The following is an 18,961-nucleotide window of genomic DNA, read 5'->3' on the forward strand; positions in this document are numbered from 1 at the left end:
CTCACCCCAGTCACGTACTCCTCATACGCTCCTGGGGATTCGCTGCGTCGCCGCCTTCCTGCAACTCGAATTATTTAGGGTTATGGCTGGCGGTGTGGAATCAGGCGGTCAGACGGTTGGCGTCTTGCGCGATGACCAGCTCTTCGTTGGTCGGAATGACGATAGCCGGGCGAGTGCCTTCTTTGTTGATGAAGCCAGACTTGCCGAAACGGGCAGCCAGGTTGCGCTCGTGATCAACTTCAAAGCCCAGTACGCCCAGTTTGCCCAGAGACAGTTCGCGAACCATCGCCGCGTTCTCACCGATACCGCCGGTGAAAATAACCGCGTCCAGACGGCCATCCATCAGCGCGGTGTAGGAACCGATATATTTTGCCAGGCGGTGGCAGTAAACGTCCATAGCGCGTTTAGCATCCGCTTTGTCCTGGTAGTTGTCTTCAACATAGCGGCAGTCGCTGGTCACTTCGGTCAGGCCGAGTAGACCGGACTCTTTGGTCAGCATTTTGTTGATGGCGTCTACGCTCATGCCCAGGGCATCGTGCAGATGGAAAATGATTGCCGGGTCGATATCGCCAGAACGCGTACCCATAACCAGGCCTTCCAGCGGAGTCAGACCCATAGAGGTGTCAACGCATTTACCGTTACGGATAGCGGAAACGGAACCACCGTTGCCCAGATGGCAGGTGATGATGTTCAGCTCTTCAACCGGTTTGTTCAGAACTTTCGCAGCTTCCTGAGTCACATAGAAGTGGCTGGTACCGTGCGCGCCGTAGCGACGTACGCCGTGTTCTTTGTACAGGCTGTACGGCAGGGCATAGAGGTAAGATTCTTCCGGCATGGTCTGGTGGAACGCGGTGTCGAACACGGCAACGTTCTTATCTTTCAGATGCGGGAAGGATTTCAGCGCTTCAGCGATACCGATCAGGTGCGCAGGGTTGTGCAGCGGAGCGAAAGATGCGGAATCTTTAATGCCCTGAATGACGGAGTCATCGATAACAACGGAGCTGGTGTATTTCTCACCGCCGTGAACGATACGATGGCCGATTGCGGTCAGCTGAGCAGACAGTTCTGGTTTTTGTGCCAGAATAGTGTTAACGATAAAGTTCAGCGCTTCACTGTGAGCAGCGCCAGCGCCTAGCTCGGCTTCTTGTTTGCTGCCATCCATTTTCCATTTGATACGGGCTTCTGGAAGATGGAAACATTCTGCTAAACCGGACAGGTATTCGTCACCGTTGACGGCATCAAGGATAGCGAATTTCAGAGAGGAGCTACCGCAGTTCAGAACCAGTACTAACTTACTCGACATGGAAGTACCTTTTATGATACGTGGCTAAAAAAACGTCAGTGTGTCACAAAGCGTAGCGCAGGATGACATCGACATTTATGATTAACATCATGCCTTGCACTGTTTTCGGCACGATGGGAGAAGTACATTTGATTTTATGTCATTTTGCATAATTTTCAGCCAGTGGCAGAATATGCGATAATTTGACTAACCTGGTAAAAGGGTCTAACCGCCCCTCAGGTGCGCACAGAATACCTGATTGAGGCCGCCATTGCCAAAATCTTTTGAACGTTGTCATACACAGTTGGTGTTTTGCACAAATTTTTTAAGTTTTATATGTAAAGTTGAGGTAAGCCATGTCTGGTCCAGAAAATCGCCCTGTAAGTTTTTTCGGCTTGTTTCGCCACGGGCAGCATTATGCAAAGACCTGGCCTCTGGATAAGCGCCTTGCCCCGGTGTTTATCGAAAACCGTATTATTCGCGCCACGCGCTATGCGATTCGTATCATGCCGCCCGTAGCGATTTTCACGCTGTGCTGGCAAATCGCCCTTGGCGGCCAGCTTGGCCCGGCCGTGGCTACCGCGCTGTTTGCGCTGAGCCTGCCGATGCAGGGATTATGGTGGTTGGGCAAGCGCTCGGTGACGCCGCTGCCGCCGTCGATTTTAAACTGGTTTTATGAAGTGCGCGGTAAATTGCAGGAGGCCGGACAAGCATTAACGCCGGTCGACGGTAAGCCTGATTATCAGGCTTTAGCTGACACGCTTAAGCGCGCCTTCAAACAACTGGATAAAACTTTCCTGGATGATTTGTAATTGCATCAGGAAAACGCATATAAAAGAAGGCGCATAATTCATGCGCCTTCTTTTTTCACGCCGTAAAAAGTGCAACAGGAGTCAAAAATGGAAATGACCAATGCGCAACGTCTGATTCTGTCGAATCAGTACAAGATGATGACGATGCTCGACCCGGACAACGCCGAACGCTATCGCCGTCTACAGACCATCATTGAGCGTGGATACGGGCTGCAGATGCGCGAGCTGGACCGCGAGTTTGGCCAGCTTACCGAGGAAACGTGTCGTACCATCATTGATATCATGGAGATGTATCATGCGCTGCATGTCTCCTGGACCAACCTGAAGGACGCCAGCGGAATCGACGAGCGTCGGGTCACATTCCTCGGTTTTGACGTTGCCACTGAAGCTCGCTATCTCGGCTACGTTCGCTTTATGGTCAACGTTGAGGGACGCTACAGCCACTTTGACGCCGGGACTCACGGCTTTAACTCCCAGACCCCGATGTGGGAAAAATACCAGCGTATGCTGAGCACCTGGCACGCCTGCCCGCGTCAGTATCATCTGAGCAGTAACGAAATTAATCAAATTATCAACGCCTGATGGAGGTTCCCGTGCAGTGTAAAGGTTTCCTGTTTGATCTTGACGGGACATTAGTCGATTCGTTGCCGGTGGTGGAGCGTTCGTGGTGCAAATGGGCGGATCGATTCAGTATCCCTCATGATGAAGTGCTGAACTTCATTCATGGCAAGCAGGCAATCACCTCGTTGCGTCACTTTCTCCCCGGCCGCAGCGAAGAAGAGATTCAGGCTGAATTCACCCTGCTGGAAACGGTAGAAGCGACGGATACCGATGGCGTTACGGCGCTGCCGGGTGCGGTTGCGTTGCTCAAAACCCTGGATGAAGCCGGGATCCCCTGGGCGATTGTGACGTCGGGTTCGATACCCGTGGCCCACGCTCGTCACCGTGCCGCAGGTCTGCCTGAAGCTGAGGTGTTCGTCACTGCCGAGCGCGTAAAGCACGGGAAACCCGCTCCGGATGCCTATCTGCTGGGGGCCGAACTGTTGGGCCTGGCACCGGCGGATTGCGCCGTCGTGGAGGATGCCCCTGCCGGTCTGCTTTCCGGCCTGAATGCCGGCTGTCGGACTATCGCGGTCAACGTACCCGCCGATGCACCGCGTCTTGATGAAGCGGATTTAGTATTAACGACGCTGGAAAGCCTGCAGGTTGAGCGTCTGCCTGACGGCAAGGTGAATGTTAGCCTTAAAAACTAATCTCATGATTTAGCCCCGCGTTGGCGGGGCTTTTTTATGCCAAACTTCCAACTCCATCTTCTGACAAGGATAAGTTGTGAACGGTGAATTGATTTGGGTGTTATCTCTTCTTGCCGTAGCCGTCGTGCTCTTTGCCACCGGAAAAGTGCGCATGGACGCTATCGCTTTGCTGGTGATTGTCGCGTTTGTCCTCAGCGATACCTTGACGCTCAGCGAGGCCTTCTCCGGTTTTAGCGATCCCAACGTTATCCTTATTGCCGCGCTTTTCATTATTGGCGATGGGCTGGTGCGTACCGGGGTTGCCACTAAAATGGGTTCCTGGCTGGTGAAGGTTGCCGGTAACAGCGAAACCAAAATGCTGGTTTTTTTGATGCTGACCGTTGCCGGGCTGGGCGCTTTTATGAGCTCGACGGGCGTGGTGGCCATTTTTATTCCGGTGGTGCTCAGCGTATCAATGCGCATGAACACCTCGCCTTCGCGGTTAATGATGCCGCTCAGTTTTGCCGGGCTTATCAGCGGGATGATGACGCTTGTCGCCACGCCGCCCAACCTGGTCGTCAACAGCGAACTATTACGCGAAGGGCTGCAAGGATTCAGCTTTTTTAGCGTCACGCCGATAGGCCTGGTGGTGCTGGTTCTGGGCGTTTTCTATATGCTGGTGATGCGCTTTATGCTTAAGGGAGATGAAAGCGAACAGGTCAGAGATGGGCGTAAACGCAGCACCTTTCGCGATCTCATCAAAGATTATCATCTGACCGGCAGGGCGCGTCGCCTGGCTATTCGCCCCGGCTCGCCGATGATTGGCCAGCGCCTGGACGACCTGAAACTACGCGAGCGCTATGGGGCGAACGTCATCGGCGTTGAGCGCTGGCGGCGCTTTCGGCGGGTTATCGTGAACGTTAATGGGGTATCAGAATTCCGCGCCCGTGACGTTTTGCTGATCGATATGTCGGCTTCGGACGTTGATTTACGCCAGTTTTGCGGCGAGCAGATGCTTGAGCCGATGGTGCTGCGCGGTGAATATTTTTCCGATCAGGCGCTGGACGTAGGGATGGCGGAAGTCTCTCTGATCCCGGATTCAGAGCTGATTGGCAAGTCGGTGCGCGAAATCGCTTTTCGTACCCGTTTTGATTTGAACATCGTGGGCCTGAAGCGCGATGGCAAAGCCATTGATGGCGCGGTCACCGATGAACCCCTGCAGCTTGGCGATATCATGCTGGTGGTTGGCAACTGGCGGCAGATAGCCCTGCTGGCCAAGCGGGGGCGGGACTTCGTGGTGCTGAATATGCCCATTGAGGTCAATGACGCCTCGCCGGCGCACAGCCAGGCGCCGCACGCCATTTTCTGTCTGGTGCTGATGGTGGCGCTTATGCTGACTGACGAAATACCTAACCCTATAGCGGCCATCATTGCCTGCCTGCTGATGGGTAAATTCCGCTGCATCAACGCGGAAAGCGCCTATAAAGCCATCCACTGGCCGAGCATTATTTTGATCGTCGGAATGATGCCTTTTGCCCTGGCGCTGCAGAAAACCGGCGGGGTGGATCTGGTTGTGAAAGGCCTGATGGACGTGGCGGGGAGTAAAGGGCCCTATCTGATGCTGGGCTGCCTGTTCGTGATGTGCGCGGCTATCGGCCTGTTTATTTCCAATACCGCTACCGCGGTGCTGATGGCGCCGATTGCGCTGGCTGCGGCGAAGTCGATGGGCGTATCGCCATATCCCTTTGCGATGGTCGTGGCTATGGCGGCTTCTGCGGCGTTTATGACGCCGGTATCATCACCGGTGAACACGCTGGTGCTGGGGCCGGGTAAGTACTCATTTAGCGATTTCGTCAAAATTGGCGTACCGTTTACCATCATGGTGATGGTGGTGTGCGTACTGCTAATCCCGGTACTGTTCCCGTTTTGATAGCGCTGTAAAAATTCCCGGTCAGGCGCGCGCCGGCCGGGAAGTGATTTATAAAGGTGAATCCTGGCTAATTTCATCAAGGGAAAGATGGAAGCTCGGTACAAATACCCGCATAAAGTAGTCCATCTCTGGACTGCGGCGCGATTCCAGCGTTTTCTCCAGGCGGCCCTTGGCCAGCAGAAATTCATTGTTACCCGCCGATAGCTCTTCCAGACACTTCAGGTAGGCGCAAAGCGCATCGGCCTGTTTGACAATGGATTTTTCCTCTTCGCTATAGTGATGTTCGTCAATGAGTGGCGCAAAAATGTCGCGCAGCTCGTCAGGAACCATATCGACCAGCTTCTGCTGGGCGATTTTCTCGATGGCTTTGTACTCTTGCGCAATTTGCGAATTGAAATACTTCACCGGCGTCGGCAGATCGCCGGTCAGCACTTCCGAAGCATCATGATACATCGCCAGCAGCGCGATTCGCTCAGCGTTAACCTGACCGCCAAATTTGCGATTTTTAATCGCCGCCAGCGCATGGGCAACCATGGCGACCTGTAAGCTGTGTTCGGAGACGTTTTCTGTGCGGACATTGCGCATCAGCGGCCAGCGGTTGATCAGTTTCAGGCGGGAGAGGTGGGCAAAGAAATGACTCTGACTCATAGGAACCCTTAATCAGTTACGACGTCGGGTGCCATTGTGCGCAGGGATCGCCGCCGGATGCAAATACCGGCGGCTGGACAGGCTAAATCAGAGCTGATGGTAGCCGGAAAGGAAGCGTCCGAAGCGGGTAATCGCCATTTCAAGATCGTCTTCGCGCGGGAGGGTCACAATACGTACGTGATCCGGCCACGGCCAGTTAAAGGCGGTTCCCTGAACCAGCAGGACTTTCTCCTGCAGCAGAAAATCGAGCACCATTTTTTGGTCATCGTGAATATTAAAGCGTTTAGCATCGATTTTCGGGAACATATACAGCGCGCCTTTCGGCTTAGTGCACGAGACGCCGGGGATTTCGTTAATCAGCTCCCAGGCGCGATTACGCTGTTCATATAAACGGCCGCCGGGAACGATAAACTCGCTGATGCTCTGATAACCGCCGAGGGCCGTTTGAATTGCATGCTGGGCCGGAACGTTGGCGCACAGGCGCATGGAAGCCAGCATCTCCAGGCCTTCGATGTAGCCTTTAGCGTGTTTCTTCGGGCCGTTAAGCACCATCCAGCCCTGGCGGAAGCCGGCGACGCGGTAGGTTTTTGACAGACCATTAAAGGTTACGGTGAGCAGATCCGGGGCCAGCGGGGCTATCGAATGGTGCTGCGCATCATCGTAGAGGATCTTATCGTAGATCTCGTCGGCGAAAATAATCAGGTTATTCTGCCGGGCGATCTCTACGATCTCCATCAGCAGCTCTTTTGAGTATACCGCCCCGGTTGGGTTATTCGGGTTGATAATCACAATGCCGCGGGTGCGCGGGGTGATTTTGGCGCGAATATCGTCGAGATCCGGGAACCAGTCGGACGATTCATCGCAAAGATAATGCACCGCTTTACCGCTGGAAAGCGCGACCGCGGCGGTCCAGAGCGGATAATCCGGCGCCGGAACCAGCATTTCATCACCGCTGTTCAGCAGGGCCTGCATGGCCTGGACGATAAGCTCGGAAACGCCGTTACCGATATAGATGTCTTCGACCGTCACATCGCGCATACCGCGGGCCTGATAGTGCTGCATGATGGCCTTACGCGCGGAATAAAGACCTTTTGAATCGCTATAGCCCTGGGAGGTGGGGAGATTGCGGATGACGTCAACGAGGATTTCGTCAGGTGCGTCAAAGCCGAACGGCGCTGGGTTGCCGATGTTCAGCTTCAGGACTTTATTGCCTTCTTCTTCAAGGCGTTTCGCCTCTTTCAGAACCGGGCCGCGGATGTCGTAACAGACGTTATCTAACTTGCTGGATTTTTCGATGGGGGACATGAACCTTGACCTTTTAGCTGTTATCGCCACTCCCTGCCGTGGAAGTCAGCACGGAACAATGTACTCCGCATCCCCGCTGTTTTGAAGGGTTAACAGGAGAAGATTTTGCTATTCATGTTTTTTTGGTTTAATCAATTTCCCTGGCGTCAGGCGATTTTGTTTATACATTATGCCTTCTCTGGTTTTATAATTGGTCTTATATTGTGTGATGTCGTGTTTTTGCGAACGTTTATATGGTTTTTTCTGCCTGGAGGATGAGCGGATTATTTTTTGCGCAATAAAGCGTCTCTTAAATGAGAACGTTTATTTCACAATACACAGTAGGTTGTAACAACTTGACGCGCTATTTTTAATGAAAGTATTTAATCGATAAATGAGCTTTATTTTACATAAGGAATATTCTTAGATTTGTTAATTTAATTAAGGTTCTGAAAAGCGTTTAAAATTAGCTGAGTTAATACTGATTAACTCTTATAAATATTGTGGTTTTCGGTTAGAATATCGCCGTTAATACGGACGTAGAGCTATACCCGGTAGCTAGTCTTTTTATTAATACATTGTTATTGCAGGTTTTTGTTATCTTCCTGAGGGCTATGGCAAGTTTGTCGCCCGTGAGGATGCCGAAGATGGCCATCGCTGGCTGTTTTTTTGCGTCACATCACAAAAAGCCAGCGCGTCGTAATTAAAAGCGCTTAGGCCTACGAACAAAATATTACTCAGAAATTCCGCACATTTGCTGCGGATGAGTGCTTTCTAATGCAATAACGTTCGTCCAGTTGTTCATTCGCCTCTCTCCTGGCGGATAACGCGAAGCTGAAGGATTAGCCGGAAACCTGGAGCACAGCATCAACAAGGCAGGTAAGCATTAGCCGCCTGAAAGTGAAGCAAATATGATAAATGAAAATCGTTCGATACTAAATTTAGACCTCGACCTCTTGAGAACCTTTGTTGCCGTCGCCGATCTCAGTACATTTGCCGCTGCCGCCGTTGCGGTGTGCCGGACTCAGTCAGCGGTAAGCCAGCAGATGCAGCGGCTGGAGCAGTTGGTCGGCAAAGAACTTTTTGCTCGCCACGGGCGCAATAAACTCCTGACAGAACAGGGTATTCAGCTGTTAGGCTATGCGCGGAAGATTCTGCGTTTTAACGATGAAGCCTGTATGTCGCTCATGTTCGGCAGCCTCCAGGGGACGCTGACAGTGGGTGCTTCTGATGAGACAGCGGATACCATTTTACCGTTCTTATTAAATCGGATCGGCAGTTTTTATCCCAAGCTGACCCTTGAAATTAAAGTCCTCAATCATCCCGATATAGTAGATATGCTGAACAATGGGGCGATCGATCTCGCGCTAACGACCCGACCAACGAAGGGTTCGGAAATGCTGACGCTACGCACTTCGCCAACCCTGTGGTACTGCGCGGCGGATTACGTTCTCCCGCAGGGCGAGTCGGTCCCGCTTGTATTGCTGGATGCCGCAGATCCGTTTCGCGAAGATATCACTACGGTACTCGATGTTGCCCGGGTTCCCTGGCATCTGTCCCATACGGCGTCATCAATGGCTGGGGTCAAAGCGGCGGTGAAAGCCGGACTTGGCGTAACCGCGCAGCCGGTAGAGATGATGAGCCCGGAGTTTCGCGTGCCGGGCAGAAGCGACGGGTTACCGGTGCTGCCGGATACCCACTACATGTTGAACTGTAACCCTCAGAAGGCAAGCGAGCTCACTCAGGCGATTTTCCAGTCGTTGAGCACGGAGTACCAGCCATGGTCTAGCCAGCGCATTTATACCCCTGAAGGGGGAGATAATTCCCTTGTTTCCTGAAGGGAAAAAGCTAACAAACATCACAAAAACTGGTAACAAAATGTAAGTGCAAAAACGAACCACAGACCTGCAAAATGGCCACTGTGGTTCGTTTTTTTCAAATTTTATTGATGAATTAAATGTTTTGTTGGTTTCTTTGCATCTAAATCAGTGGCTTAGTTCTGCTCTTCCTCTCATTTCTCCACTTTTCTCTGCACTTTCAATACTTCCTGCTAATGTTAAAAAACCATCTGGTTTGTTGCTGTTTTCTTGGTTGAATTAACAAAAGCGTGTCGCAGATCAAGAAAATACCCCTCCTTAGGGGGAGGAATCGTGTCTGAATCCTGTCAAAATAGACGGGTAATTTTGATTTACGGCGGAAACGGACACGATTCAACAACACTAAAGCCGAACAGTATGCAAGGTTATTCCGCATGAAAGGGCATTTAATGTTAATGAAAAAAATCCAATGTAAATTAATGTTGTGAAAACTTTTGTTAAAGTTGACAAAAGGTTAATGAAAGGAGTAAAAAGCCACCGCAACTGGCCTTCCACATCACCCAGGGACGCTTTTTTGCACGGCATTTTTTTTATTCCTCCCCGTGAAACGCTGTGGCGTTCATCTGCCAGTAAGAGCAGAGGGTTTTAGCGCTACACTTTTTTGGTTAAGCAATGCGTATGTCAACATCCACTGAAGTCATCGCTCATCATTGGGCATTCGCTATATTTCTCATCATCGCTATCGGCCTGTGCTGCCTGATGCTTGTCGGCGGCTGGTATCTTGGCGGACGCGCGCGCGCGCGTAGCAAGAACACGCCGTTTGAATCCGGGATCGACTCCGTCGGTTCGGCTCGCTTACGTCTTTCTGCGAAGTTTTATCTGGTAGCCATGTTCTTCGTGATTTTCGACGTGGAAGCCCTGTATCTCTACGCATGGTCGGCCTCTATCCGTGAAAGCGGCTGGGTCGGCTTTGTGGAAGCCGCAATTTTCATTTTAGTGCTACTGGCTGGTCTGGTTTACCTCGTTCGTATCGGCGCACTGGACTGGACGCCTGCGCGCTCCCGTCGCACGCTGGTTAACCCGGAAACAGACAGTCCCACTAACCGTCATACGCAGTAAAAGCGAGGCAATAAGATGGATTATACGCTCACCCGCATCGATCCTAACGGTGAGAACGACCGTTACCCCCTGCAAAAACAGGAGATCGTAACCGACCCCCTGGAGCAAGAAGTCAATAAAAGCGTGTATATGGGGAAACTCGAACACGCCTTGCATGACATGGTGAACTGGGGCCGTAAGAACTCAATCTGGCCTTATAACTTCGGCCTTTCTTGCTGCTACGTGGAAATGGTGACGTCATTCACCGCGGTGCATGACGTTGCGCGCTTTGGTGCAGAAGTATTACGTGCCTCCCCGCGTCAGGCTGACCTGATGGTGGTTGCGGGGACCTGCTTCACCAAAATGGCGCCGGTCATTCAGCGTCTTTATGACCAGATGCTGGAGCCGAAGTGGGTTATCTCGATGGGCGCATGCGCCAACTCCGGCGGAATGTACGATATTTACTCAGTCGTCCAGGGCGTGGATAAGTTTATTCCGGTCGATGTTTACATCCCGGGCTGTCCACCGCGTCCGGAAGCTTACATGCAGGCGCTGATGCTGCTGCAGGAATCCATTGGTAAAGAACGCCGTCCGCTCTCGTGGGTGGTAGGCGATCAGGGCGTGTACCGCGCCAATATGCAGTCGGAACGCGAGCGTAAACGCGGCGAGCGTATTGCAGTGACCAATCTGCGGACTCCGGACGAGATTTAACTTGCGCCTGCGGGCGGGATAAAAACTTCGCAAATCAATCTACTACAGCGCGAAGCCTCGCCAGCAGTCACCACGGACCTTTTGCAATGGTGAACAATATGACCGATTTAACCGCGCATGACGCCGCACCAGCCTGGCAAACCCGCGATCACCTAGATGACCCGGTGATCGGCGAACTGCGCAACCGTTTTGGGCCGGATGCCTTTACCGTTCAGCCTACCCGCACCGGCGTTCCGGTGGTTTGGGTTAAGCGCGAACAGTTGCTTGAGGTGGGTGATTTCCTGAAGAAATTGCCGAAGCCTTACGTGATGCTGTTCGACCTGCACGGCATGGACGAACGTCTGCGCACGCACCGCGACGGTTTACCCGCCGCGGATTTTTCCGTTTTCTATCACCTGATTTCAATAGACCGCAACCGCGACATCATGCTCAAGGTTGCCTTGTCTGAAAACGATCTGCATCTGCCGACCTTCACCAAACTGTTCCCTAACGCTAACTGGTATGAGCGTGAAACCTGGGAGATGTTTGGCGTGACCTTCGACGGCCACCCGAACCTCAGGCGCATCATGATGCCGCCGACGTGGGAAGGCCATCCGCTGCGTAAAGACTATCCGGCGCGCGCCACCGAATTTGACCCGTTTGAGCTGACCAAAGCCAAACAGGATCTGGAAATGGAAGCGCTGACCTTCAAACCGGAAGAGTGGGGCATGAAGCGCGGGACCGAAAACGAGGACTTCATGTTCCTTAACCTCGGCCCGAACCACCCTTCAGCGCACGGTGCGTTCCGTATTATTCTGCAGCTCGATGGCGAAGAGATTATCGACTGCGTGCCCGATATCGGTTACCACCACCGCGGCGCGGAGAAGATGGGCGAACGCCAGTCCTGGCATAGCTACATTCCTTATACCGACCGTATTGAATATCTTGGCGGCTGCGTTAACGAAATGCCGTACGTACTGGCGGTAGAGAAACTGGCGGGTATTACCGTGCCGGACCGCGTCAACGTGATCCGCGTGATGCTCTCCGAGCTGTTCCGCATCAACAGCCATCTGCTGTACATCTCCACCTTTATCCAGGACGTCGGGGCGATGACGCCGGTATTCTTTGCCTTTACCGACCGCCAGAAGATCTACGATCTGGTGGAGGCGATTACCGGTTTCCGTATGCATCCGGCCTGGTTCCGCATCGGCGGCGTCGCGCACGACCTGCCTCGCGGCTGGGATCGCCTGCTGCGCGAATTCCTCGAGTGGATGCCGAAGCGTCTGGATTCCTATGAGAAAGCCGCGCTACGCAACACTATCCTGATCGGTCGTTCGAAAGGGGTTGCCGCCTATAATGCGAAAGAAGCGCTGGAGTGGGGCACCACCGGCGCGGGCCTGCGCGCCACCGGCATCGGTTTCGACGTACGTAAATGGCGTCCCTATTCTGGTTATGAAAACTTCGACTTTGAGATCCCGACCGGCGGTGGCGTCTCCGACTGCTACACCCGCGTGATGCTGAAAGTGGAAGAGCTGCGCCAGAGCCTGCGCATTCTTCAGCAGTGCCTCGATAACATGCCGGAAGGCCCGTTCAAGGCGGATCACCCGCTCACGACGCCGCCGCCGAAAGAGCGCACGCTGCAGCATATCGAAACCCTGATTACGCACTTCCTGCAGGTTTCCTGGGGCCCGGTGATGCCGGCGCAGGAATCCTTCCAGATGATTGAAGCGACGAAGGGGATTAACAGTTACTACCTGACCAGCGACGGCAGCACCATGAGCTACCGTACCCGCGTGCGTACGCCGAGCTTCGCGCACCTGCAGCAGATCCCGGCCGCCATTCGCGGCAGTCTGGTCTCTGACCTGATTGTCTATCTGGGTAGTATCGATTTTGTTATGTCAGACGTGGACCGCTAATTATGCACGAGAATCAACAACCACAAACCGAGGCTTTTGAGCTGAGTGCGGCAGAGCGTGAGGCGATTGAGCACGAGAAGCACCACTACGAAGACCCGCGTGCGGCGTCCATTGAAGCGCTGAAGATCGTTCAAAAGCAGCGCGGCTGGGTGCCGGACGGCGCAATCTACGCTATCGCCGATGTGCTGGGGATCCCGGCCAGCGACGTAGAAGGCGTGGCGACGTTCTATAGCCAGATTTTCCGCCAGCCGGTAGGGCGTCACGTGATTCGCTACTGCGATAGCGTGGTGTGCCATATTACCGGGTTCCAGGGCATTCAGTCGGCGATCGAGAAGAAGCTGGATATCAAACCGGGTCAAACGACCTTTGATGGCCGCTTCACTCTGCTGCCGACCTGCTGTCTGGGCAACTGCGACAAGGGGCCGACGATGATGATTGATGAGGACACTCACAGTTATCTGACGCCGGAAGCGATTCCTGACCTCCTGGAGCGGTATAAATGAAAACCATTATTCGTACTGCCGAAACCCATCCGCTGACCTGGCGGCTGCGCGACGACAAGCAGCCGGTCTGGCTGGATGAATACCAGAGCAAAAATGGCTACGCCGGGGCGCGTAAAGCGCTCTCCGGGATGGCGCCGGATGAAATCGTCACGGCGGTAAAAGACGCTGGCCTGAAAGGGCGCGGCGGCGCGGGCTTTTCCACCGGTTTGAAGTGGAGCCTGATGCCGAAAGACGAATCCATGAACATCCGTTATCTGCTGTGTAACGCCGATGAAATGGAGCCGGGTACCTATAAAGACCGCCTGCTGATGGAGCAGCTGCCGCACCTACTGGTGGAGGGTATGCTGATCTCCGCTTTTGCGCTGAAAGCTTACCGCGGCTACATCTTCCTGCGCGGAGAATATGTTGAAGCGGCTCAGCATCTGCGCCGGGCGATTGCCGAAGCGACCGAAGCGGGCCTGCTCGGCAAAAACATACTCGGCACCGGTTTTGACTTCGAGCTGTTCGTCCATACCGGGGCAGGGCGCTATATTTGCGGCGAAGAAACCGCGTTGATTAACTCTCTCGAAGGCCGCCGCGCGAACCCGCGCTCGAAGCCGCCGTTCCCGGCCAGCTCCGGCGTATGGGGCAAACCGACCTGCGTTAACAACGTTGAAACCCTGTGCAACGTGCCGGCGATTCTGGCTAACGGCGTTGAGTGGTATCAGAACATTTCCACCAGTAAAGATGCCGGCACCAAGCTGATGGGCTTCTCCGGGCGGGTGAAAAATCCGGGCGTCTGGGAGCTGCCGTTCGGCACCACCGCGCGCGAGATCCTCGAAGATTACGCCGGCGGCATGCGCGATGGCCTGAAGTTCAAGGCCTGGCAGCCGGGCGGCGCGGGTACCGACTTCCTGACTGAAGCGCATCTTGACCTGCCGATGGAGTTCGAAAGCATCGGTAAAGCGGGAAGCCGCCTGGGGACGTCGCTGGCGATGGCCGTTGACCACGAGATCAACATGGTATCGCTGGTGCGCAACCTCGAAGAGTTTTTCGCCCGCGAGTCCTGCGGCTGGTGCACGCCTTGCCGCGACGGTCTGCCGTGGAGCGTGAAAATTCTGCGCGCTCTCGAGCGCGGCGAAGGGCAGCCGGGGGATATCGAGACGCTTGAGCAACTGTGTCGATTCCTCGGACCGGGTAAAACCTTCTGCGCGCACGCGCCGGGTGCGGTTGAGCCGCTACAGAGCGCGATTAAATATTTCCGCGAAGAATTCGAAGCTGGCATTAAACAGCAGTTCAGCAATACCCATGCAATCAACGGGATTCAGCCGAACCTGCTTAAGACGCGCTGGTAATGTATCCACAAGATCATTCAGGTTGCATCAAGGCGGCAACTGAGTGAACCCCCAGGACTTACTACAGTAAGTGACCGGGGTGAACGAAGGCAGCCAACGCAGAGGCCGCCTGAATGAAGAAGTGGAAAAGATTTTTTTACTTTGGAAGCACGCTAATGGCTACGATTCATGTAGACGGCAAAGAGTACGAGGTCAACGGAGCGGACAACCTGTTAGAAGCTTGTCTCTCTCTGGGTCTTGATATTCCTTACTTTTGCTGGCATCCGGCGCTGGGAAGCGTTGGTGCTTGCCGCCAGTGTGCGGTGAAGCAATATCAGAACGCGGAAGACACGCGTGGCCGCCTGGTGATGTCCTGTATGACTCCGGCATCCGACGGCACTTTTATTTCTATCGACGACGCAGAAGCGAAGCAGTTTCGCGAAAGCGTAGTTGAGTGGCTGATGACCAACCACCCGCACGACTGTCCGGTGTGCGAAGAGGGCGGCAACTGTCACTTACAGGATATGACCGTGATGACCGGTCATAGCTTCCGTCGCTACCGCTTTACCAAGCGTACCCACCGTAACCAGGATCTGGGGCCGTTCATCTCCCACGAAATGAACCGCTGCATCGCCTGCTACCGCTGCGTTCGCTACTATAAAGACTATGCCGACGGTACCGACCTGGGCGTCTATGGCGCTCACGATAACGTCTACTTCGGTCGCCCGGAAGACGGCGTGCTGGAGAGCGAATTCTCCGGCAACCTGGTTGAAGTCTGTCCGACCGGCGTCTTTACCGATAAAACACACTCCGAGCGCTATAACCGTAAATGGGATATGCAGTTTGCACCAAGCATCTGCCAGCAGTGTTCCATCGGCTGTAACATCAGCCCCGGCGAGCGCTACGGCGAACTGCGTCGTATCGAAAACCGCTATAACGGTACCGTTAACCGTTACTTCCTCTGCGACCGCGGACGTTTTGGCTACGGCTATGTGAATCTGAAAGATCGCCCGCGTCAGCCGGTTCAGCGTCGCGGCGACGATCTGATTACCCTTAACGCCGAGCAGGCGATGCAGGGGGCGGCAGATATTCTGCGCCAGTCGAAGAAAGTGATTGGTATCGGCTCCCCGCGCGCCAGCATTGAAAGCAACTTTGCGCTGCGTGAGCTGGTCGGCGCCGACAACTTCTATACCGGCATCGCGAAGGGCGAACAGGAACGCCTGCAGATGATGCTGAAAGTGCTGCGCGAAGGCGGTATTCATACCCCGGCGCTGCGCGAGATCGAATCTTACGATGCGGTGCTGATCCTCGGTGAAGATATTACCCAGACCGGCGCGCGTATCGCGCTGGCGGTGCGTCAGGCGGTGAAAGGCAAAGCGCGCGAAATGGCGGCGGCGCAGAAGGTCGCCGACTGGCAGATCGCCGCGATCCTTAACATCGGCCAGCGTGCAAAGCATCCGCTGTTCGTGACCAACATCGACGACACCCGTCTTGATGACATTGCGGCATGGACCTATCGCGCGCCGGTGGAAGATCAGGCGCGTCTTGGCTTCGCCATTGCCCACGCGCTGGACGATAGTGCGCCGGCGGTCGAAGGTCTGAGCAGCGAGCTGAAAGGCAAAATCGAGGTGATCGTTCAGGCGTTAGCCGGAGCGAAAAAACCGCTGATTGTTTCCGGAACTAACGCTGGCAGCATCGAGGTGATTCAGGCCGCAGCGAACGTGGCGAAAGCCCTGAAAGGCCGCGGCGTCGATGTTGGCGTGACCATGGTCGCCCGGGCAGTGAATAGCGTTGGTCTCGGGATGATCGGCGGCGGCTCGCTTGAAGAGGCGCTGAGTGAACTGGAAACCGGCGCAGCCGATGCGGTTATCGTGCTGGAAAACGATCTGCACCGCCACGCTTCAGCCGCCCGCGTAGATGCGGCGCTGGCGAAAGCGCCGCTGGTGCTGGTGGTTGACCATCAGCGAACGGCGATTATGGAAAAAGCGCATCTGGTGCTCTCCGCGGCAAGCTTTGCGGAAAGCGATGGCACCGTGGTCAACAACGAAGGTCGCGCCCAGCGCTTCTTCCAGGTTTACGACCCGGCCTATTACGATGCGAAAACCGTGATGCTGGAAAGCTGGCGCTGGCTGCACTCGTTGCACAGCACAGTGAACAATCGTCAGGTTGACTGGACGCAGCTGGACCACGTGATTGACGCCGCCATTGCCGCCCTGCCGCAGCTGGCCGGGATCAAAGACGCCGCGCCGGATGCGACCTTCCGCATTCGCGGTCAGAAGCTGGCTCGTGAACCGCACCGCTACAGCGGACGTACGGCGATGCGCGCCAACATCAGCGTGCATGAACCGCGTCAGCCGCAGGATAAAGACACCATGTTCGCCTTCTCTATGGAAGGGAACAACCAGCCGTCCGCGCCGCGTTCGCAAATTCCGTTTGCCTGGGCTCCGGGCTGGAACTCCCCTCAGGCGTGGAACAAGTTCCAGGATGAAGTGGGCGGTAAACTGCGCCACGGCGATCCGGGCGTGCGTCTGATTGAAGCCTCCGCCAGCGGTCTTGAGTACTTTACCGCGGTTCCGGCAAGCTTCCAGGCAGAAGAAGGGAAATGGCGTATCGCGCCTTACTACCATCTGTTCGGCAGCGACGAGCTGTCGCAGCGTTCTCCGGTATTCCAGAGCCGTATGCCGCAGCCGTACGTTAAGCTCAACCCGGCAGATGCCGCGAAGCTTGGCGTGAACGAAGGGGCGATGGTTTCCTTCAGCGTTGATGGCCAGGCGCTTAGCCTGCCGCTGGTAATCTCGGCGGGGCTGACGGCAGGGCAGGTTGGCTTACCGATGGGCTTGCCAGGGATTGCGCCGGTGCTGACCGGAGCGCGTATTGATACTCTGCAGGAGGCGAAAGCATGAGTTGGTTAACTCCCGATCTCATCGACATTCTGTTAGGCATCCTTAAGGCGGTAGTGATTCTACTGGTGGTGGTCACCTGCGGCGCGTTTATGAGCTTTGGCGAACGTCGTCTGCTGGGCCTGTTCCAGAACCGTTACGGACCTAACCGCGTGGGCTGGGGCGGTTCGCTGCAGCTTGTCGCCGACATGATCAAAATGTTCTTTAAAGAGGACTGGGTTCCGCGCTTCTCGGATCGTGTGATCTTTACTCTGGCGCCGGTGATCGCCTTTACTTCGCTGCTGCTGGCCTTCGCCATCGTGCCGGTCAGCCCGACGTGGGTGGTGGCCGATCTGAACATCGGTATCCTGTTCTTCCTGATGATGGCGGGCCTGGCGGTCTATGCGGTGCTGTTCGCCGGCTGGTCGAGCAACAACAAATACTCGCTGCTTGGCGCGATGCGTGCTTCTGCCCAGACCCTGAGCTACGAAGTGTTCCTCGGCCTTTCCCTGATGGGCGTAGTGGCGCAGGCCGGTTCATTCAACATGACCGATATCGTCAACAACCAGGCGCATCTGTGGAACGTCATCCCGCAGTTCTTTGGTTTCGTGACCTTTGCGATTGCGGGCGTGGCGGTATGTCACCGTCACCCGTTTGACCAACCGGAAGCGGAACAGGAGCTGGCTGACGGTTACCACATCGAATACTCCGGCATGAAGTTCGGTCTGTTCTTCGTCGGTGAATATATCGGGATTGTTACCGTATCGGCGCTGATCGTGACGCTGTTCTTCGGCGGCTGGAATGGCCCATGGTTACCTCCTTTCATCTGGTTCGCGCTGAAAACCGCGTTCTTTATGATGATGTTCATTTTGATCCGCGCATCATTACCGCGTCCGCGCTATGACCAGGTAATGTCCTTTGGCTGGAAGGTATGCCTGCCGTTAACGCTGATCAACTTGTTGGTAACGGCGGCTGTCATTCTCTGGCAGGCGCAATAAGGGGTGAATTGACCATGACCTTAAAAGAATTATTGGTAGGGTTTGGCACCCAGGTCCGCAGTATCTGCATGATCGGGATGCACGCCTTTGCCAAACGTGAAACTCGGATGTACCCGGAAGAGCCGGTATATCTGCCGCCGCGCTACCGTGGCCGCATCGTGCTGACGCGCGATCCGGACGGCGAGGAGCGCTGCGTTGCCTGTAACCTGTGTGCGGTAGCTTGTCCGGTAGGCTGTATCTCTCTGCAAAAAGCCGAAACTAAAGACGGCCGCTGGTATCCGGAGTTTTTCCGCATCAACTTCTCACGCTGCATTTTCTGCGGTCTGTGCGAAGAAGCATGCCCGACGACGGCGATTCAGTTGACCCCGGACTTTGAGCTGGGCGAATACAAACGTCAGGATCTGGTGTACGAAAAAGAGGATCTGCTGATTTCCGGTCCGGGTAAATACCCGGAATATAACTTCTACCGGATGGCGGGTATGGCAATCGACGGCAAAGATAAGGGCGAAGCAGAGAACGAAGCTAAGCCTATCGACGTCAAGAGCCTGTTACCGTAAGG

17 protein-coding genes are annotated in these 18,961 nt (G+C 54.7%); 14 read left to right on the forward strand and 3 right to left on the reverse strand.

All coding sequences use genetic code 11. The features are described 5' to 3' along the window. Window positions 1-100 precede the first annotated feature (100 nt). Complete coding sequence (gene ackA / locus ABLV75_RS08720; protein WP_004104091.1) at window positions 101-1,303, reverse strand: acetate kinase; 1,203 nt, start codon at window positions 1,301-1,303, stop codon at window positions 101-103. A 335-nt stretch (window positions 1,304-1,638) separates the two neighbouring features. Here ackA and yfbV point away from each other — a divergent pair, with 335 nt between their 5' ends. From yfbV to ABLV75_RS08740, 4 genes are all read left to right on the forward strand, one after another. Further along, entirely contained in the window at window positions 1,639-2,094 is a 456-nt protein-coding gene (yfbV, locus tag ABLV75_RS08725) for a terminus macrodomain insulation protein YfbV (RefSeq protein WP_004104090.1), read from the forward strand. A gap of 87 nt (window positions 2,095-2,181) precedes the next feature. Continuing rightward, window positions 2,182-2,676: a YfbU family protein gene (locus ABLV75_RS08730; protein ID WP_004104089.1), complete on the forward strand. Its 495-nt coding sequence runs from the start codon at window positions 2,182-2,184 to the stop codon at window positions 2,674-2,676. Between the two features lie 11 nt (window positions 2,677-2,687). Continuing rightward, window positions 2,688-3,347: a sugar phosphatase gene (locus tag ABLV75_RS08735; RefSeq protein ID WP_016808374.1), complete on the forward strand. Its 660-nt coding sequence runs from the start codon at window positions 2,688-2,690 to the stop codon at window positions 3,345-3,347. Between the two features lie 76 nt (window positions 3,348-3,423). Continuing rightward, window positions 3,424-5,256, forward strand: coding sequence for an SLC13 family permease (locus ABLV75_RS08740; RefSeq protein WP_004104087.1), 1,833 nt, complete (start codon window positions 3,424-3,426; stop codon window positions 5,254-5,256). A gap of 48 nt (window positions 5,257-5,304) precedes the next feature. Here the strand turns inward: ABLV75_RS08740 and yfbR are convergent, their stop codons facing one another. Continuing rightward, the gene (gene yfbR / locus ABLV75_RS08745; RefSeq protein WP_004104086.1) at window positions 5,305-5,904 is read right to left on the reverse strand and encodes a 5'-deoxynucleotidase; all 600 of its coding nucleotides are present in this window, start codon (window positions 5,902-5,904) and stop codon (window positions 5,305-5,307) included. An 87-nt stretch (window positions 5,905-5,991) separates the two neighbouring features. Next, entirely contained in the window at window positions 5,992-7,209 is a 1,218-nt protein-coding gene (alaA, locus tag ABLV75_RS08750; protein WP_004104085.1) for an alanine transaminase AlaA, read from the reverse strand. 890 nt (window positions 7,210-8,099) lie between these two features. Here alaA and ABLV75_RS08755 point away from each other — a divergent pair. From ABLV75_RS08755 to nuoI, 10 genes are all read left to right on the forward strand, one after another. Continuing rightward, complete coding sequence (locus ABLV75_RS08755; protein WP_004104083.1) at window positions 8,100-9,026, forward strand: LysR family transcriptional regulator; 927 nt, start codon at window positions 8,100-8,102, stop codon at window positions 9,024-9,026. Window positions 9,027-9,072: 46 nt separating this feature from the next. Next, window positions 9,073-9,288, forward strand: coding sequence for a hypothetical protein (locus ABLV75_RS08760; protein ID WP_142473059.1), 216 nt, complete (start codon window positions 9,073-9,075; stop codon window positions 9,286-9,288). Between the two features lie 389 nt (window positions 9,289-9,677). Further along, window positions 9,678-10,124, forward strand: coding sequence for an NADH-quinone oxidoreductase subunit NuoA (gene nuoA / locus ABLV75_RS08765; RefSeq protein ID WP_004104081.1), 447 nt, complete (start codon window positions 9,678-9,680; stop codon window positions 10,122-10,124). 15 nt (window positions 10,125-10,139) lie between these two features. Then, a complete protein-coding gene (gene nuoB / locus ABLV75_RS08770) occupies window positions 10,140-10,814 on the forward strand; it encodes an NADH-quinone oxidoreductase subunit NuoB (protein ID WP_002913178.1) in 675 nt (224 codons plus the stop codon). A gap of 86 nt (window positions 10,815-10,900) precedes the next feature. Continuing rightward, complete coding sequence (gene nuoC / locus ABLV75_RS08775; protein WP_004104077.1) at window positions 10,901-12,709, forward strand: NADH-quinone oxidoreductase subunit C/D; 1,809 nt, start codon at window positions 10,901-10,903, stop codon at window positions 12,707-12,709. 2 nt (window positions 12,710-12,711) lie between these two features. After that, window positions 12,712-13,212 carry an NADH-quinone oxidoreductase subunit NuoE gene (nuoE, locus tag ABLV75_RS08780; RefSeq protein ID WP_004104075.1) on the forward strand — a complete coding sequence of 167 codons (501 nt, stop codon included), beginning with the start codon at window positions 12,712-12,714 and terminating at the stop codon, window positions 13,210-13,212. Then, entirely contained in the window at window positions 13,209-14,546 is a 1,338-nt protein-coding gene (gene nuoF, locus ABLV75_RS08785; protein ID WP_004104072.1) for an NADH-quinone oxidoreductase subunit NuoF, read from the forward strand. The genes nuoE and nuoF overlap by 4 nt, the downstream gene beginning before the upstream one ends. Before the next feature lie 155 nt (window positions 14,547-14,701). Beyond that, window positions 14,702-17,428, forward strand: a complete 2,727-nt coding sequence (gene nuoG, locus ABLV75_RS08790; protein ID WP_004104069.1) for an NADH-quinone oxidoreductase subunit NuoG — start codon at window positions 14,702-14,704, stop codon at window positions 17,426-17,428. Next, window positions 17,425-18,402: an NADH-quinone oxidoreductase subunit NuoH gene (gene nuoH, locus ABLV75_RS08795; protein ID WP_004104068.1), complete on the forward strand. Its 978-nt coding sequence runs from the start codon at window positions 17,425-17,427 to the stop codon at window positions 18,400-18,402. The genes nuoG and nuoH overlap by 4 nt, the downstream gene beginning before the upstream one ends. 14 nt (window positions 18,403-18,416) lie before the next feature. Next, complete coding sequence (nuoI, locus tag ABLV75_RS08800) at window positions 18,417-18,959, forward strand: NADH-quinone oxidoreductase subunit NuoI (RefSeq protein ID WP_004104066.1); 543 nt, start codon at window positions 18,417-18,419, stop codon at window positions 18,957-18,959. Window positions 18,960-18,961 lie beyond the last annotated feature (2 nt).

Origin of the sequence: Klebsiella sp. CN_Kp066, from assembly GCF_040065135.1 — a bacterium.
GTDB lineage: Bacteria > Pseudomonadota > Gammaproteobacteria > Enterobacterales > Enterobacteriaceae > Klebsiella > Klebsiella oxytoca.

Coding starts and splice junctions, on each gene's coding strand:
- nuoC (WP_004104077.1), top strand. CDS start 10,901: ATGGTGAACAATATGACCGATTTAACCGCGCATGACGCCGCACCAGCC.
- ackA (WP_004104091.1), bottom strand. CDS start 1,303: ATGTCGAGTAAGTTAGTACTGGTTCTGAACTGCGGTAGCTCCTCTCTG.
- nuoG (WP_004104069.1), top strand. CDS start 14,702: ATGGCTACGATTCATGTAGACGGCAAAGAGTACGAGGTCAACGGAGCG.
- ABLV75_RS08730 (WP_004104089.1), top strand. CDS start 2,182: ATGGAAATGACCAATGCGCAACGTCTGATTCTGTCGAATCAGTACAAG.
- ABLV75_RS08755 (WP_004104083.1), top strand. CDS start 8,100: ATGATAAATGAAAATCGTTCGATACTAAATTTAGACCTCGACCTCTTG.
- nuoH (WP_004104068.1), top strand. CDS start 17,425: ATGAGTTGGTTAACTCCCGATCTCATCGACATTCTGTTAGGCATCCTT.
- yfbR (WP_004104086.1), bottom strand. CDS start 5,904: ATGAGTCAGAGTCATTTCTTTGCCCACCTCTCCCGCCTGAAACTGATC.
- alaA (WP_004104085.1), bottom strand. CDS start 7,209: ATGTCCCCCATCGAAAAATCCAGCAAGTTAGATAACGTCTGTTACGAC.
- nuoB (WP_002913178.1), top strand. CDS start 10,140: ATGGATTATACGCTCACCCGCATCGATCCTAACGGTGAGAACGACCGT.
- yfbV (WP_004104090.1), top strand. CDS start 1,639: ATGTCTGGTCCAGAAAATCGCCCTGTAAGTTTTTTCGGCTTGTTTCGC.
- nuoI (WP_004104066.1), top strand. CDS start 18,417: ATGACCTTAAAAGAATTATTGGTAGGGTTTGGCACCCAGGTCCGCAGT.
- nuoE (WP_004104075.1), top strand. CDS start 12,712: ATGCACGAGAATCAACAACCACAAACCGAGGCTTTTGAGCTGAGTGCG.
- nuoA (WP_004104081.1), top strand. CDS start 9,678: ATGCGTATGTCAACATCCACTGAAGTCATCGCTCATCATTGGGCATTC.
- nuoF (WP_004104072.1), top strand. CDS start 13,209: ATGAAAACCATTATTCGTACTGCCGAAACCCATCCGCTGACCTGGCGG.